This is a genomic window from Acinetobacter sp. ANC 3903 (assembly GCF_002135315.1).
GTDB lineage: Bacteria > Pseudomonadota > Gammaproteobacteria > Pseudomonadales > Moraxellaceae > Acinetobacter.
This window is the reverse complement of sequence record NZ_NEGA01000016.1, coordinates 35,401-50,388: the sequence shown is the minus strand read 5'-3', so window position 1 is coordinate 50,388 and position 14,988 is coordinate 35,401. Positions and strand designations below refer to the sequence as shown.

Below are 14,988 nucleotides of genomic sequence, written 5' to 3'. Positions count from 1 at the left end.
CCAAGTAATGCTTTTTATGACACCAATACCGCACAATAGCATAAATTTAGCGAAATGATGATCTGATATGTCTTTCTTTGCATTGGGTGTCAACCATCAAACCGCTTCTGTAGAACTGCGTGAGCAGATTGCATTTAATCCTGAAAAATTAATGCAATTGCTTAGCCTACAAAGCCAAAAACATGACCTGAACGATATGGTCGTGGTGTCTACCTGTAACCGCACCGAAGTTTATGCCATGTCTGAAGATGCAGACATGGTAATGAATTGGCTCGCCCAAGCAAATGGCATAGATGCTAAACAATTGTTTAATCATGTCTATCGCTATGAAAATGCACAGGCTGTAACGCATCTGATGCGAGTTGCCAGTGGACTTGATTCCTTGATGCTGGGTGAACCGCAAATTTTAGGACAAGTAAAGTCTGCACTTTCTCTGGCTAAAGATGCAAATACTGTTTCTGCAAACTTGAACGGTATTTTTGAATATGCCTTTTATGCAGCGAAACGTGTGCGCTCGGAAACTGCTGTGGGTAGCCATGCGGTTTCTATGGGCTATGCGGTTGCCCAGTTGGCCTTGCAAGTATTTAGCAAACCAGAAAAGCTGACCGTGATGGTGGTTGCTGCAGGTGAAATGAATAGTCTGGTGGCGAAACATCTGGCGGAAATGGGCGTGGGTAAGGTTTTGATTTGCAATCGGACCCGTGCTCGTGCTGAAACCTTAGCACAAGAAATTGCGCATCGTGTCGATGTGGAAATTATTGAATTTTCTGAACTGGCTGCAAATTTGCACCGTGCAGACGTCATTTCCAGCTGTACTGGAAGTTTGCACCAGGTCATTTCATATCAAGATGTCAAGACGGCTTTAAAAAAACGTCGCTATCAACAAATGCTGTTGGTCGATTTGGCTGTTCCGCGCGATATCGATCCCAAAGTTGAATCTCTAGATGGTGTCTATCTGTATGGCGTCGATGATTTACAGAGCGTGATTGATGACAATCTGGCCCAACGTCGCCAGGCTGCGGTTGAAGCAGAGGTAATGGTCAATCAGTTAGCTACAGAGTTGCTCACTCAGCAAAAAATTAAAAAAGCGGGTAGTACCATTCAAGCTTATCGTGAACAGGGTGAAGTACTTCGACAAGAAGAACTGGCTTTGGCGATGTCTCGTATGGCCAGTGGTGACAATCCGGAGCAGGTTTTACAGGAATTGTCGCATCGCCTGACACAAAAATTACTGCATCCGACGTCTATCTTATTGCGACAAGCCGCCAAGGCTGAAGATCCGGGTTATTTCGAATCGCTGCGTGATCAATTAGAAGATGTATTTGCCAAACGGCGTAACACCAAGCACGAATCATAAGCAGTAAATAACTGCCGCTCGCTTATTCTTCTAACAGGGTCAGTGAGCGTTTTTTATCAATCTCATAAATTTTCTGTTTCAGATTGCGCATTTCGGCAATGCTGGCAAATTTCTTCGATTTCAGTTTTTGTTGCAGGCACTGGTATTGCAGTTTAATGGAGAAATCTTCCGCCAGTTTATCGGCCTGCTCAGGTGAAGAGGTGTAATCACTGATATTGGCTTGCAGTAAAATATGTTGCAAGTCATGGTGATAAGCTGCGCAGGCTCCTAATACGTAATACTGCGACAACTCGATATCATCGGGTAAATCATCAAAAATAATATTCAAGATATTTAAAATTTTAAACAGCAGCTGATCAGGTGAAATCAAGGCCCGCAGCGGTTCAAAATGAATGTACAAATAAGGGTGATTCATTAAAATCGCAATCACATATTCTTCAGCATCAATCTTGGTGCTAAAGCTTAAGGATGCATCATTGTTGACTTGCGGCTGCCATTTGCGACTATAACCGAGCTTTTCACGGAAATATTGCTGTAGTAAATAACGATAAGAGCCATGTTTTGGTAGCAGTTCAGTGAGCTGTTTTAACTCACCCATGACCTGACTTTTACCTTCAGGCGATGTGCTGTTATGATTTTGAGTTAAATGCGCAAAAACAAACTCGGACAATAAAGGCGCGGCTTGCAACATGCGTTGGAAGCTTTCTAAGCCTTCACGACGAATCAGAGAATCCGGATCGTGATCATTGGGGAGTACAAAAAACTTCAGTTCACGGCCATCATTCAGCAGCGGCAGGGCTATTTCTAAAGTACGACTGGCAGCTTTTTGTCCAGCGGCATCTCCATCAAAAGCAATCGTGATACGGTTATTCTGCTTGAATAAAATATTCAGGTGTTCGGTGTTACTTGCAGTACCGAGTGTTGCGACGGCTCCAGCAATACCATATTGCTGCAAGGCAATCACATCCATATAACCTTCAACCATCAGCCAGTCTTGGGCTTTCTGTTTGCGGCCTTCATATAAACCATACAGTAACTGGTTTTTATGGAACACTTCAGAGTCAGGCGAGTTGATGTACTTGGGCTTGATTTCGTCATTTAAGGCACGACCACCAAAACCGACCACACGTCCTTTAGCATCACGGATCGGGTAAATCACCCGGTCACGCAGCAGGTCAAAATCACGGCCATTGTCACTGGTACGGATCAGACCAAGCAGTTTTAAGCCTTCGAGGTCTTGTGGAAAGGCCTTTTCAAGGTGTTGCCAATCTTCTGGTGCATAGCCTAAGCGCCAATAGTCAATGGTCTCTGCGCTTAAGCCGCGCTGCTTAAAATACTGTTGTGCACTGGCACTGTGCGGTAATTGACGTTGGTAATACTGGGCAATATTTTCTAGCAGATCAAACAGGTTGCCGTCTTGTGCAGTTTCCTGCATAGGCATCTGTTCAAAGGATGCAAAGGGGTCGTCATAGTAGTCATTTTCTTGAGCCTGAAATTCTGCAAAAGGATCAAAATGTGCTACAGGCGCTGCATTCGGTGCTTGATCGGGGCTGCCTTTCGGCTTATCTTGCACCTGTACTGTGGGAGCAGGTTTTGCTGCTTCACGTTTATATTTGATTTTATTGCTGTCGTTATTGTCTTTAGGCAGTTCAATCCCGGTTCGGCTCGACAGGTCCTTCATCACGTCGATAAAGTTGCGACCGTCAATATCCATTAAAAAGCGAATGGCGTTGCCGTTGGCCTGGCAGCCAAAACAATGAAAATATTGTTTGTCACGATAGACATGGAAAGATGGCGATTTTTCCTGATGAAAAGGGCAGCATCCTGAATAGGTGCGACCGGTTTTCTTGAGTTTCACGCGCTGACCAATCAGATCGACAATATCGGTACGATCCAGGATTTGATCAATCGTGTGTTGAGGAATAGCCATAGGTATGCAATCGGGTTGTGATCTATCTATAAATGACTGACAGATAAGCTGTCAGAATGTACGTAAGTTAAAATTGCGTCATGCGTTAAAAGTTAATTTGTATACCTTTTGCGCAAAATGATCAATATGATGCATTGAAATCACAAAAGGGCAAGTATGATAACTTGCCCTTCATGAAAATGCGACCGATTAAGCTAAGCTTATTTTGCGGCTGGTGCTTCAGTCGGTGTTTCTGGTTGAGGTTGTTGCTCTGGTGCGGGAGGAATGCTGCTTTCAGTTTTAGGACGATCCAGCAAACCAAAACTTAAACGATTGGTGAGACTGCGCTTTTCAGACTGTTCTGAAATTTGCTGTTGCTCTGCTTCGGTAGAGTTTTGCGCTTCACGACCAAAAACACCTAAAGTAGCGCGGTTAAACCAGCTACCTTCACCATGTGCGGCACGCATATTCACGCTACCGTCTGCTTTAACCAGATGAGGATAATTCAGCTTTAACACTTCAACGTATTGCTGTGAAGTTTGCGTATCGCCTAGCTTGTCATAACCATAAGCCATGGTCGCTAAAGCTTCAGGAACTTGAGGCGTTTGTGGATAGTGTTCGACTACCCATTGTGAGCGTTCAATAGCCGCTAGCCATGCTTTACGTTTAATATTAAAACGTGCTGCATTCATTTCACTTTCAGCCAGTTCATTGCCAATAAATTTCATGCGCTGCGCTGCATCTACCGCATAGGTACTCGACGGGAAACGACGGATGAAATCGACAAAGTTCTGATAGGCCACTTTTAAATAGCTGACATCACGGTGAGCCTGCTTTAATGAGGTATAACGCAATAGACTATCGTAGTTTTGTTCCATATTCGCTACGCCACGAACATAGTAGGCATAGTCCACATTTGGATGTTGCGGATTTAAACGAATAAAACGTTCGGCAAGGGCAATTGCCCCCTCATAATCTTTTTGTTGAAATTTAACGTACAACAATTCTAATTGTGCTTGTTGCGCATATTCACCTGTAGGGTAATAGGTATCTATGGCTTCAAGATGTTTGGCCGCGTCAGTATATTGACCACGTTCAAGGGCTTTTTCAGCTTTTTGAATATAAACTTGCTCGCTAGACTGCGGTCCTGTGTCCACCACATCTTTCTTTGGATTACTGCTACAGCCCACTATTGCCGACGCAACGCCTAAAGATAAAGCAAGCATTGTCATTTTATAACGTGGTAACGACATAAAAATTCCTCTGTTAATACGGGCAATGAGCTACAATTGCACTATTAAACCACTTTTGTCTGAATGAGCAAATGAGTCAAGCACAATCTTCTAATTCTAATGTCCCTGAAACTGATTTCAATTTACTTGAAGATTCTGAGGATGCAGATAACCATACTTCAGACTCAACTGCAACACGTTTATCGTTGCAATTTCAATTGGATGAAAGCTATTTGGGGCAACGTATCGATCAGGTTGCAGCGTTAATCTGGAATGATTTTTCCCGTGAAAAATTAAAGCAGTGGCTGAAAGATGGTCATTTGTTGGTAAATGGTAACACTGTTAAACCTAAGTATAAATGTGAAGGCAATGAGCTGTTAACGCTCGATGTTGAGCTGGAAGTTCAAACCACAAGCCAGCCGGAAAATATTCCCTTAAATGTGGTGTATGAAGATGACGATATTATTGTCATTAACAAACCGGTCGGCATGGTGGTTCATCCGGGTGCTGGAAACAGCTCGGGTACTTTGGTCAATGCCTTGCTTTATCATTATCCAAAATCTGCTGAATTGTCACGCGCCGGTCTAGTGCACCGTATTGATAAAGACACCAGCGGTTTGCTGGTAGTAGCAAAAAATCTGGAAGCACAATTTTCTTTAAGCAAGCAATTGGCGAAGAAATCGGTTTACCGTGTCTATGACCTGATTGTTTACGGCAATATTATTGCTGGCGGTACCATTGATGAGCCAATCAAGCGCCATCCGGTCGATCGCGTGAAAATGGCAGTATTGCCCGGTGGTCGAGATGCGGTTACCCATTACAACGTGAAAGAGCGTTTCCAGCATTTCACCCGTGTGCAGGCGCGTCTGGAAACCGGTCGTACCCATCAGATTCGTGTACATTTTAGTTATTTGGGCTTTGGTCTGGTTGGTGATCCGGTCTATATGAACCGTGTTCGTGTACCGGCAGGTGCTTCAGAATTGCTGGGTGATACTTTACGTAACTTTAGACGTCAGGCCTTGCATGCAGCCAAACTTGGCCTAGTTCATCCTCGTAGCGGTGAGGAAATGATGTTTGAAGCGCCATGGTCAGATGACTTCGCGCAACTGGTTGAGGTATTGCGTAGTGAAAATAAAGCCTATTAAGCCGTTTTAAGGCTGGGTATGAATCATAGGGAAAAGCACAAGGAAATAAACATGCAATTTGTTCAAGGGCTTCCACTAGGTGTATATGTTAGGCAGACCCGCGTGCATCATGAAAAAACGCTGGCCTCAGCTCAACCTGAACTTGCAGGATTTAACCTGGCATTGCATGTCCATGATGACGCAAAACGTGTACAACAGCACCGTATGGCCTTGCTGCAACAGTTTGCCGAGTTTGGGGTGGATAAAGTCACCTGGATGACACAAACGCATAGCACCATCTGCCATAGCATCAATGAAGAAATTTCTTTTCTGGCTTTGGAGGGAGATGGTCTGGTCACACAGCGTAAAGCACATGCTTTAATGATGATGACGGCCGATTGTTTGCCTGTCGTGCTTGGCAATGCAGATGGCACGGAAATCGCGAATCTGCATGCCGGTTGGCGTGGTCTGGCGGGTGGTATTGTGGAAAATACGATTGCGACCATGCAAACTCAGCCAACCTGGGCGTGGCTGGGTGCTGCAATCAGCCAGCCTTGTTTTGAAATTGGTGAAGAAGTCAAAACGGCTTTTTGCTCCAAATATCCTGAACTGGACAGTACTTTTAAAGCCGGTGAAAAAGCGGGTAAGTTTTATGCAGACTTATACGCTATTGCACGGTTTATCTTAAAGCAACACGGTGTTGAGCTGGTGCTGGGAGGCGATCAATGCAGCTATCAGCAGACAGGGGAATATTTTTCCTATCGCCGTGAAGCCAAAACAGGACGCATGGCGACATTCGTGTTTATGGCTTGAAACTGTTAAACTTGATTAAAATTTATTGTTTTTATTGATATGTCTTTATCTTCTAAATCGCTTGCCATCGTTTATCACAGCCCATATGGACATACCGCAAAGGTTGCTTCTTTTATTACACAAGGTGCCAAGCAAACGGGTATTCATGTGCACTGCATGAACATTGAACAGGTGGATTGGGAGGTGCTGGATCAGGCCGATGCGATCATGTTGGGTTGTCCTACCTATATGGGCAGTATTACCTCTGGCTTGAAACAGTTTATGGAGCAATCTTCCAAACGCTGGTTAGCACGTACCTGGCAAGGCAAGATCGCGGCCGGTTTTACCAATGGTGGCGGTTTAAGCGGAGATAAACTGGCAGTATTACAACAGATTAACCTGTTTGCCATGCAGCATGGCATGTTATGGACCGGTTTACCGCTGATGCCGACCGGACGTAGTTCGCAGGATCTAAACCGCATGTCGAGTTTTTTGGGACTCATGACCCAATCCGATAATGCGCCGGTTGAAGTGACGCCTCCCCAAGGTGATCTGGATACGGCAATCTGGTTTGGTGAGTACGTTGCGCTGTTGTTAAATAAATTCAAATAATCATTTTTGAGTATAAAAAAACCTCCTTAGTTGGAGGTTTTTTATTGATGCAAAATTATTTATGGATTATTTATGCATAATCCGGGCCTTATCGCGTTGCCAGTCACGATCTTTTTCTGTGGCACGCTTGTCATGTAACTGTTTACCTTTAACCAAGGCAATTTCCAGTTTGGCATTTGGACCTTTCCAATAACATGCCAATGGCACACAGGAATAACCTTTTTGGTTAATCGCACCCATAAGCTTTTCAATTTCACGGCGGTTCAGCAAAAGTTTACGTGTACGCGTTGCTTCAGGAACGACATGTGTTGATGCACTCAGCAAAGGCTGAACTTGTGCACCAAACAGGAAGGCCTCACCATTTTTAAAGGTAATATAGCTTTCTACGATGGTCATGCGACCTGCACGCATTGATTTGACTTCCCAACCTTGTAAAGAAAGCCCTGCTTCAAATTTTTCTTCAATAAAATAATCGTGGCGTGCACGTTTATTCAGTGCAATCGTGCCGCCGTTATTTTTTTTAACTACAATACTTGCTTTCGCCATAATCTGATACTTCCAAACTTACTGCTATTGTACCGCATCTTGAATTGAGTTGAAGTTTTTAAATTAATGGAGTTTCTTCACCAATAAATCAAGATTTTGCTAAAATACAGTTCTACATAACAAACAGGGTACAAATGGATGTCTAAAACTCGCGTGATTTATCCGGGAACTTTTGATCCAATCACCAACGGTCATATTGACCTTGTGACACGTGCATCAAAAATGTTTGATGAAGTCGTGGTCGCGATTGCTATTGGTCATCATAAAAACCCGGTGTTCAGTTTGCAAGAACGCGTAGAGTTGGCAAAAGCATCGCTTAGCCATTTGGACAATGTTGAATTTGTAGGCTTTGATGGTTTGTTGGTCAATTTCTTTAATGAACAGAAAGCCACTGCGGTGCTACGTGGTTTGCGCGCCGTCTCTGACTTTGAGTACGAATTTCAGTTGGCTAATATGAACCGTCGACTGGATTCCAAGTTTGAAGCGGTGTTTTTAACCCCTTCAGAACAATATTCATTTATTTCATCTACATTAGTACGTGAAATTGCACGTTTAAATGGTGATGTGACTCAGTTTGTACCGCAGGCTGTGGTCGAAGCTTTTAAACGGAAACAACAGCAAGGTTGGTAGCGTGTCTTTATATATTACCGATGAATGCATCAATTGTGATGTCTGTGAGCCGGTGTGCCCGAATGAGGCAATATTTATGGGTGAAGTCATTTATGAAATTCACCCTGATTTATGTACCGAATGTGTCGGGCATCATGATCAACCGCAGTGTCAATTATTCTGTCCAGTCGATTGTATTCCGCTTGATCCCCAGCATGTGGAATCGCAAGATGAGCTGATGGAAAAATATAAAAAGCTGATTGCACAAAAAAGCACCAGTAATTAGTGCTGGAATTTGTTAGCATACGCCCCGAAGTGAGCCAGACGATCGCTGCTGTGGAAATCTCCGTGATTGAAGCAGGGGAGGAAAGTCCGGGCTTCATAGGGCAGGGTGCCAGGTAACGCCTGGGCGGTGAAAGCCGACGGCAAGTGCAGCAGAGAGTAGACCGCCATCTTTGCAATTTCCTTTCGGGGAGACCAACAGAGATGGTAAGGGTGAAAGGGTGCGGTAAGAGCGCACCGCGTGTCTGGTAACAGTTCACGGCAAGGTAAACCCCACCAGAAGCAAGACCAAATAGGAATCCTTCAGGCACGGCCCGTGCTGGATTCGGGTAGGTCGCTTGAGCGTACGAGTGATTGTACGCCTAGAGGAATGATCGTTCACGACAGAACCCGGCTTATCGGCTCACTTCACCAGATTTTTTTACAATTATTGCGTGATATTTCTTGACATAAGATTGTTTGAAATAGATAATATGCGCACAGTTTTGGCTATGTAGCTCAGTTGGTTAGAGCACCGCACTCATAATGCGGGGGTCACAGGTTCAAGTCCCGTCATAGCCACCATTTTGATAGACCACGTTTCTAAAAGCGTGGTCTTTTTTTATGCTTAAGATTTATATTAAAAAATCATTATTCACACTGTATTGCACTAGCCTCGAGTTTTACTTTCGGAAATTCTTGATCATATTTTTCCAGAATCTGTTGCTTTTTATCTTTTCCAAATACAAGCAGTTGCAGTTATTTATTTTATGTTCTGAAACATAGAGTCGGGTGCAATGCAAGGCAATCTGGTTTTGCATGGCAATGGCTAATTTCTGATCTTGCGGAATCTGTTCAATTTGATAAAGTTTTTGTTGTGCTTTACTCAGCTGGGCAAGGTTACGTTTTTGTTGCATGCTCAGAAGCTGCTGATTGTTGATCCAACGTGCTACATCCATGCGTATCCCATTGTAGTTCACAAACAAGGGTGAAATCAGCTGGCAGGCTGTGGTGGTCAGGGTGATTAAACTGATAGTGATGAATTTGAATTGAGATATCTTTATCTCGACTTTTAAATGCTTTGTTGATGAGATTAAAGAAAAAATAGCATGAATAAATGGTGGTTTTGCTTAAATATTAACTGAAAAGAAATAAAGTGCTTAAACTCTGAACACTCATCAAATAAAGGGCTTGACGCTAATCGCTGAAATTTAGATAATGCGCACACAGTTTACGGCTATGTAGCTCAGTTGGTTAGAGCACCGCACTCATAATGCGGGGGTCACAAGTTCAAGTCTCGTCATAGCCACCATTTTTATAGACCATGCTCTCAGCATGGTCTCTTTTTTTGTGGGTTAAAAAAGTGGGTGTCATAACTAAATGGCACATATAAAAGAAACTTACAAATTTTCCTGAATGAACTGCTCAATAAATTGATGGGTGCTTTCACTTGAATAAAAGGGTGAAATCAATTCCTGAATAATACCGTCCAATAAACCTTGTTGTTCCAAAGCCTGAAGAGTGTAGGGTAAAAAGCGTCGTGCTTCTTGATATAAATCTTCTTCATTCAGTCCTACAGATTGCAACAGTTCCTGTAGATTGTAGTCGGAAAAGTAATCATAAAAACCTGCAACCACATCCAGAACTACTTGCTGTAGGTATTCACCTTGTCTGAGCTGTCGCCATGTTTCATAGACCAAGATGAAGAACTCTTCAAAGTCGATGGCCTGAAATTGAGAAAAAGCTTCTTGTAGGGTTCTTTGCTTAATATCTTCCCATAAATGCAGGCTGATATCAGCCAGTTCTTCATTGGGCAGTAAAAACAGATTGGCAAGCTGTTTAACCAAGGCGTGAGCCAGTTGTTGCTCAAGTTTGAGTTCAATATGCTGTTGCTGGTCTTGAATAAAACTTAATATTTTGGAACCCAAACCGGATTGATGGGTATTTAATCTACGTAGATGATCTAGCCACGGGGTATTGCTTTCAAGAATCTGATTGGCCAGCTGTAAGCTCACCTGCTTGACTTCAGGATTATGCTGCAGGTTGTCATGGATGTAATGACGCAATTGATCTAGTTCAAGTACCTTGTACAGCCATAATTCAAAGGAGTTATCCGACAACAGCTCGTTAATTTGAGTCTGGCTATTGACTGCGAATTGATGAACTCTTCGTGCAACCACGCCAATAAATTCCAGAATTTCAGGGCCTAAATTCAGCTCAAATGCATATTTTTGCACAACTTCTTGTAAAGACTGAAATGTGATGACCTGTTTTAACAAAACCTGTTCGGAATGGGTATATAGATAATGAACAAATTTTTCGATATAGGAATTATTTTGTTCTGCTAATAATTGTTTTTTTATAAAACGGGTTTGCTCAAGCAGAAGTGCTTGAGCAAACTGTTGGGCTAGGTCCTGCTTAGACACCTGGCACCCATCCATTCATGATTGGATAGCGGCGTTCGCGGCCAAATGTACGTGGACTAATACGTGGGCCAATCGCAGCTTGACGGCGTTTATATTCGTTACGGTCTACCAAACGAATCACTTTCTTCACCACCTCTGCATCAAAACCTTTGGCAATAATGTCATCCTGGCTAATATCTTCTTCAATATAAGCATACAGAATGGCATCAAGCACTTCATACGCCGGTAATGAATCCTGGTCTTTCTGGTCAGGACGAAGTTCTGCAGAAGGTGGACGGGTAATCACACGTTCAGGAATGACTGGCGCATCGGCAATGCTGTTACGGTATTTGGCCAGTTCAAACACAATGGTTTTATATACATCTTTAAGAACTGCATAACCACCGACCATATCGCCGTACAAGGTGCAGTATCCTACAGAAAGTTCAGATTTGTTGCCGGTAGACAGTACCATATTGCCAAACTTGTTCGACAAGCCCATCAACAAAGTGCCTCGAGCGCGCGCTTGCAGGTTTTCTTCAGTTGCATCAGCTGGGCTGTTGCCAAAGAATGGATACAGGGTTTGCATGAAGCTGTTCACAATCGGGTTGATTTCGGCAATACCAAAAGTCACACCCATAGTTTTAGCCTGTGCAGCTGCATCTTCCACACTGATTTGCGCAGTATAGGTATAAGGCATCATCACCGCCTGGACTTTATCTGCACCAATGGCATCTACGGCGATCGCCAAGGTTAATGCAGAGTCGATCCCGCCGGATAAGCCGAGAATAACGCCAGGAAAACCTGAGCGCTGAACATAATCACGGGTTGCCAAAACCAGACCTTGATAGATTTCGGCCATGGTATCCAGCACAGGGGTAACTTGTCCGACCTTAAAGGCTTTTTGTTCAGTTTCGTATTCTGCGTAATAAAGATCTTCTTTAAAACTTGGCGCCTGTAAGGCAATGCCGCCATCTTTATTGATCACGAAACTGGTGCCGTCAAAGATCAGATCATCTTGACCGCCAACCTGGTTGGCATAAACCAGATTAATGTTCAATTGTTTAGCCAGCTCACTCATGGTGCTCAGACGGTGCTGAGGTTTGCCGACTTCATAAGGTGAAGCATTTAACACTAAAGCAGTTTCAACATTGAGCTGAGACAATTGGTGTACGGTGTTGAGTGACCAGATATCTTCACAAATCAGCACACCAAACTTATGACCCAGGTATTCAAATACCAGATGCTGATGTCCTTCATTAAAATAGCGTTTTTCATCAAATACACTGTAGTTTGGCAAGTTTTGCTTGTTATAGATTCCAAGAACTTGACCATCTTTCATTACGGCAGCTGCGTTATAACGCTGACCATCTTCAGTTTGATTAACGAAACCAAACACCATCACAATATCTTTGACTTGGCTTAATTGTTCAAATGCTTTCTGCGTACGTTTCACCAAGCTAGGGCGAAGTAACAAGTCTTCTGCAGGGTAGCCTAATGTTGAAAGCTCTGGGAAGATAATTAAATCAGCTTTTTGTTTTTTGGCTTCATTCACCTGTTCAAGCATTTTTTGAGCATTTGCTTCGATATTGCCAATATGCGGAGAGAATTGTGCAAGGGCAATTTTAAAACTTTTCATTCCAACTTAATCCTATACCTATAGGGATGTATACACAGACTGATGATTGTTTATGGTTATTGATTCAACGCTGTGTATGCGATAATAAACAAAACAAAAAGAAGAATTAATCAATAATTAGCAATCCGATACTATATACGAATTGAGTCATTTGTAGAGAAAAAAACAAAAAAAAATCCGAATTTAGACAAAAAGCTACAGCGATCATGAGAAAATGAACAAGCGGTTCATTTGTAGTGGTGATGAGGCACAATGACATTTTTATGAAAGCTATTTGGCAAAGATTTAATCGCTTGTTTGAAATTAAAAGCCGAAAGCTGAGCGCAGGTGAGAGAAGGCTTGCGGAGTCGGTTTTTGGGCCTCATTTGCAGCTGGATGCTATTTGCATCGTGGCACATCGGGCGGTTTTGAAGAATTATGCAATCAGCCCGAACGGGCATATTTATTTCAATCCCAAGAACTGGTGTGAAGATTTTTCCAAAATGCCGCTGGGGAAACAATCCTGGTTTATTCATGAGTTAACCCATGTTTGGCAAATTCAGCAAGGTGTGGCGGTGGTGCGTAAAGCGCTATTTGACCGTAAATATCATTATGTACTGGAGCAGGGTAAACAGTTTTTGCAATATGGAGTAGAGCAGCAGGCACAAATGGTGCAGGACTATTTTATTAAAAAAATGCGTGGCGAAGAGTGCAGTGCATATGAAGCTTGTATTCCATTTTTGATACAAAAAGCCTGATTTCATCTTGTTCATCGAAAAAACGTATCAAATACTTTAAATTTTTTTATTTTAGATATTAAAAAACCACCCGAAAGGGTGGTTTTTTAAATCATCAATTCTTGAAGAATTAACGACCTTGGATGTCACGTTGAACTTCACCAGTGTAAAGCTGACGTGGACGACCGATTTTGTAAGGGCCGCTGTGCATTTCTAACCAGTGGCTGATCCAACCCACAGTACGTGCAAGAGCGAAGATTACAGTAAACATTTCAGTCGGGATACCAATCGCTTTAAGGATGATACCTGAGTAGAAGTCTACGTTAGGGTATAAGTTACGTTTGATGAAGTATTCGTCAGAAAGTGCGATACGTTCAAGTTCCATAGCCAAAGCAAGTTGTGGATCGTTGATGCCAAGAGCAGCAAGAACTTCATCACAAGTTTCTTTCATTACTTTCGCACGTGGATCGAAGTTTTTATAAACTCGGTGACCGAAGCCCATAAGTTTAACTTCTTTAGTTTTCACTTTTTCCATGAAGCCAGCAACATTTTCTACAGTGCCGATTTCATCAAGCATCTTAAGAACGGCTTCGTTCGCGCCACCGTGAGCAGGACCCCAAAGTGCAGAGATACCCGCAGCGATACATGCGTAAGGGTTAGCACCAGTAGAACCCGCTAAACGTACTGTAGAAGTAGACGCGTTTTGTTCGTGGTCAGCATGAAGCGTAAAGATACGGTCCATTGCTTTAGCAAGAATTGGGTTAACTTTGTAGTCTTTGTCTGCAGGAGTAGCAAACATCATGTACAAGAAGTTTTCAGCGTAGCTCAAGTCATTACGTGGGTAAACGAATGGTTGACCAACTGTATATTTGTAGCTCCAAGCTGCTAGCGTAGGAACTTTAGCAATCAAGCGGATTGCAGTAATTTCACGGTGGTTAACATCTTCGATGTCCAAGTTGTTGTGATAGAACGCAGAAAGCGCACCAACTACACCAACCATAATTGCCATCGGGTGAGCGTCACGACGGAAACCATTGAAGAAACGGCTAACTTGGTCGTGAACCATCGTATGGTTACGAACTTTAGCATCAAATTCTACTTTTTGTTCAGCTGTTGGAAGTTCGCCGTTTAACAATAAGTAGCAAGTTTCTAAATAATCTGCTTTAGTTGCAAGCTGGTCGATTGGGTAACCGCGGTGTAGAAGAACACCTTTGTTACCATCGATGAATGTGATTTTAGATTCACATGCAGCTGTTGCCATAAAACCAGGATCAAAAGTAAAGTGACCTGCGGCCAACACATCTTTAACGTCGATTACATCTGGGCCCAATGTGCCGCTGTAAATTGGTAATTCAATTTCTTTGCCATCAAGCTGTAAAACGGCTTTTTTGCCAGTTGCTTCAGACATTCAATAGATCTCCTGTCCTGGTGAATGTTTTATCTGACTCGTAGTACTAATCTTTTAATGCGCGAATCAGACGGGTCAAAAATTTGCTATAAGATTAGTGAGTACTGAAATTTTGTCAATTATACTTATGGATAAAAAGAGACGCTCTCGCAGGGATTTGGTCAAAAATAATCCAGTAGCGAAAAGGAAAATATCAGTATCGACGCAGTATAATATGTCAAATGAAAATAAGTTGCAGAAAAAAATATGCATGTTGTTTGAATTGTAAGCAATTTTTAATTCTTAAAAACTCTGATAAATCTCAGTTGTTTGTTGGTTTTTATATTCTAAATGATTAGGATTTTCGTAACTTACCTCTTTCTGGTGTTTTTGTTGTTG

14 protein-coding genes, 2 tRNA genes and 1 other RNA gene are annotated in these 14,988 nt (G+C 42.7%); 10 read left to right on the top strand and 7 right to left on the bottom strand.

What is annotated here, in order from left to right; genetic code table 11:
- Nucleotides 1-67 precede the first annotated feature (67 nt).
- The gene (gene hemA / locus B9T29_RS12690) at nucleotides 68-1,357 is read left to right on the top strand and encodes a glutamyl-tRNA reductase (protein WP_086176269.1); all 1,290 of its coding nucleotides are present in this window, start codon (nucleotides 68-70) and stop codon (nucleotides 1,355-1,357) included.
- Nucleotides 1,358-1,379: 22 nt separating this feature from the next.
- Here hemA and B9T29_RS12685 read toward each other — a convergent pair whose 3' ends face one another.
- Together B9T29_RS12685 and B9T29_RS12680 are read right to left on the bottom strand one after the other, a co-directional pair.
- Nucleotides 1,380-3,287 carry a DNA primase gene (locus B9T29_RS12685; protein WP_086176268.1) on the bottom strand — a complete coding sequence of 636 codons (1,908 nt, stop codon included), beginning with the start codon at nucleotides 3,285-3,287 and terminating at the stop codon, nucleotides 1,380-1,382.
- A 200-nt stretch (nucleotides 3,288-3,487) separates the two neighbouring features.
- Nucleotides 3,488-4,519 (bottom strand): outer membrane protein assembly factor BamD, encoded by a 1,032-nt coding sequence (locus tag B9T29_RS12680; RefSeq protein WP_086176267.1) that lies wholly within the window; start codon nucleotides 4,517-4,519, stop codon nucleotides 3,488-3,490.
- Nucleotides 4,520-4,590: 71 nt separating this feature from the next.
- Here B9T29_RS12680 and rluD point away from each other — a divergent pair, with 71 nt between their 5' ends.
- Genes rluD through B9T29_RS12665 form a run of 3 tightly spaced genes read left to right on the top strand, consistent with a single transcriptional unit; the run spans nucleotide 4,591 to nucleotide 7,026 of the window.
- Nucleotides 4,591-5,643 carry a 23S rRNA pseudouridine(1911/1915/1917) synthase RluD gene (gene rluD / locus B9T29_RS12675; protein ID WP_086176266.1) on the top strand — a complete coding sequence of 351 codons (1,053 nt, stop codon included), beginning with the start codon at nucleotides 4,591-4,593 and terminating at the stop codon, nucleotides 5,641-5,643.
- Between the two features lie 51 nt (nucleotides 5,644-5,694).
- Nucleotides 5,695-6,435, top strand: a complete 741-nt coding sequence (gene pgeF, locus B9T29_RS12670; protein ID WP_086176265.1) for a peptidoglycan editing factor PgeF — start codon at nucleotides 5,695-5,697, stop codon at nucleotides 6,433-6,435.
- A gap of 39 nt (nucleotides 6,436-6,474) precedes the next feature.
- On the top strand, nucleotides 6,475-7,026 hold the full coding sequence (locus B9T29_RS12665) for a flavodoxin family protein (RefSeq protein ID WP_086176264.1): 552 nt from the start codon (nucleotides 6,475-6,477) through the stop codon (nucleotides 7,024-7,026).
- Between the two features lie 66 nt (nucleotides 7,027-7,092).
- Here B9T29_RS12665 and smpB read toward each other — a convergent pair whose 3' ends face one another.
- Nucleotides 7,093-7,572, bottom strand: coding sequence for an SsrA-binding protein SmpB (gene smpB / locus B9T29_RS12660; RefSeq protein WP_086176263.1), 480 nt, complete (start codon nucleotides 7,570-7,572; stop codon nucleotides 7,093-7,095).
- A gap of 138 nt (nucleotides 7,573-7,710) precedes the next feature.
- Between smpB and coaD the strand changes: the two genes are divergently transcribed.
- The 4 genes from coaD to B9T29_RS12640 all read left to right on the top strand — a co-directional run bounded on the left by coaD (nucleotide 7,711) and on the right by B9T29_RS12640 (nucleotide 9,027).
- The gene (coaD, locus tag B9T29_RS12655; RefSeq protein WP_086176262.1) at nucleotides 7,711-8,202 is read left to right on the top strand and encodes a pantetheine-phosphate adenylyltransferase; all 492 of its coding nucleotides are present in this window, start codon (nucleotides 7,711-7,713) and stop codon (nucleotides 8,200-8,202) included.
- Between the two features lies 1 nt (nucleotide 8,203).
- The gene (locus B9T29_RS12650) at nucleotides 8,204-8,467 is read left to right on the top strand and encodes a YfhL family 4Fe-4S dicluster ferredoxin (RefSeq protein WP_086176261.1); all 264 of its coding nucleotides are present in this window, start codon (nucleotides 8,204-8,206) and stop codon (nucleotides 8,465-8,467) included.
- 26 nt (nucleotides 8,468-8,493) lie between these two features.
- An RNA gene (gene rnpB, locus B9T29_RS12645) (RNase P RNA component class A) lies at nucleotides 8,494-8,877 on the top strand.
- 73 nt (nucleotides 8,878-8,950) lie between these two features.
- Nucleotides 8,951-9,027: transfer RNA gene (locus tag B9T29_RS12640), tRNA-Met, on the top strand.
- Between the two features lie 98 nt (nucleotides 9,028-9,125).
- Here the strand turns inward: B9T29_RS12640 and B9T29_RS12635 are convergent.
- Nucleotides 9,126-9,401, bottom strand: coding sequence for a hypothetical protein (locus B9T29_RS12635; protein ID WP_228146611.1), 276 nt, complete (start codon nucleotides 9,399-9,401; stop codon nucleotides 9,126-9,128).
- A gap of 276 nt (nucleotides 9,402-9,677) precedes the next feature.
- Between B9T29_RS12635 and B9T29_RS12630 the strand changes: the two genes are divergently transcribed.
- Nucleotides 9,678-9,754: transfer RNA gene (locus tag B9T29_RS12630), tRNA-Met, on the top strand.
- A gap of 88 nt (nucleotides 9,755-9,842) precedes the next feature.
- Here B9T29_RS12630 and B9T29_RS12625 read toward each other — a convergent pair.
- The gene (locus B9T29_RS12625) at nucleotides 9,843-10,868 is read right to left on the bottom strand and encodes a hypothetical protein (RefSeq protein WP_228146610.1); all 1,026 of its coding nucleotides are present in this window, start codon (nucleotides 10,866-10,868) and stop codon (nucleotides 9,843-9,845) included.
- Nucleotides 10,861-12,486, bottom strand: coding sequence for an NAD+ synthase (locus B9T29_RS12620; RefSeq protein WP_086176259.1), 1,626 nt, complete (start codon nucleotides 12,484-12,486; stop codon nucleotides 10,861-10,863). The genes B9T29_RS12625 and B9T29_RS12620 overlap by 8 nt, the downstream gene beginning before the upstream one ends.
- A gap of 263 nt (nucleotides 12,487-12,749) precedes the next feature.
- Between B9T29_RS12620 and B9T29_RS12615 the strand changes: the two genes are divergently transcribed.
- Complete coding sequence (locus tag B9T29_RS12615; RefSeq protein WP_228146609.1) at nucleotides 12,750-13,223, top strand: type IV secretion protein Rhs; 474 nt, start codon at nucleotides 12,750-12,752, stop codon at nucleotides 13,221-13,223.
- 109 nt (nucleotides 13,224-13,332) lie between these two features.
- Here the strand turns inward: B9T29_RS12615 and gltA are convergent, their stop codons facing one another.
- Nucleotides 13,333-14,610 carry a citrate synthase gene (gltA, locus tag B9T29_RS12610; RefSeq protein ID WP_086176257.1) on the bottom strand — a complete coding sequence of 426 codons (1,278 nt, stop codon included), beginning with the start codon at nucleotides 14,608-14,610 and terminating at the stop codon, nucleotides 13,333-13,335.
- Between the last annotated feature and the right edge of the window lie 378 nt (nucleotides 14,611-14,988).

Coding starts and splice junctions, on each gene's coding strand:
- rluD (WP_086176266.1), top strand. CDS start 4,591: ATGAGTCAAGCACAATCTTCTAATTCTAATGTCCCTGAAACTGATTTC.
- B9T29_RS12620 (WP_086176259.1), bottom strand. CDS start 12,486: ATGAAAAGTTTTAAAATTGCCCTTGCACAATTCTCTCCGCATATTGGC.
- B9T29_RS12680 (WP_086176267.1), bottom strand. CDS start 4,519: ATGTCGTTACCACGTTATAAAATGACAATGCTTGCTTTATCTTTAGGC.
- gltA (WP_086176257.1), bottom strand. CDS start 14,610: ATGTCTGAAGCAACTGGCAAAAAAGCCGTTTTACAGCTTGATGGCAAA.
- pgeF (WP_086176265.1), top strand. CDS start 5,695: ATGCAATTTGTTCAAGGGCTTCCACTAGGTGTATATGTTAGGCAGACC.
- smpB (WP_086176263.1), bottom strand. CDS start 7,572: ATGGCGAAAGCAAGTATTGTAGTTAAAAAAAATAACGGCGGCACGATT.
- coaD (WP_086176262.1), top strand. CDS start 7,711: ATGTCTAAAACTCGCGTGATTTATCCGGGAACTTTTGATCCAATCACC.
- B9T29_RS12635 (WP_228146611.1), bottom strand. CDS start 9,401: ATGGATGTAGCACGTTGGATCAACAATCAGCAGCTTCTGAGCATGCAA.
- hemA (WP_086176269.1), top strand. CDS start 68: ATGTCTTTCTTTGCATTGGGTGTCAACCATCAAACCGCTTCTGTAGAA.
- B9T29_RS12665 (WP_086176264.1), top strand. CDS start 6,475: ATGTCTTTATCTTCTAAATCGCTTGCCATCGTTTATCACAGCCCATAT.
- B9T29_RS12615 (WP_228146609.1), top strand. CDS start 12,750: ATGAAAGCTATTTGGCAAAGATTTAATCGCTTGTTTGAAATTAAAAGC.
- B9T29_RS12685 (WP_086176268.1), bottom strand. CDS start 3,287: ATGGCTATTCCTCAACACACGATTGATCAAATCCTGGATCGTACCGAT.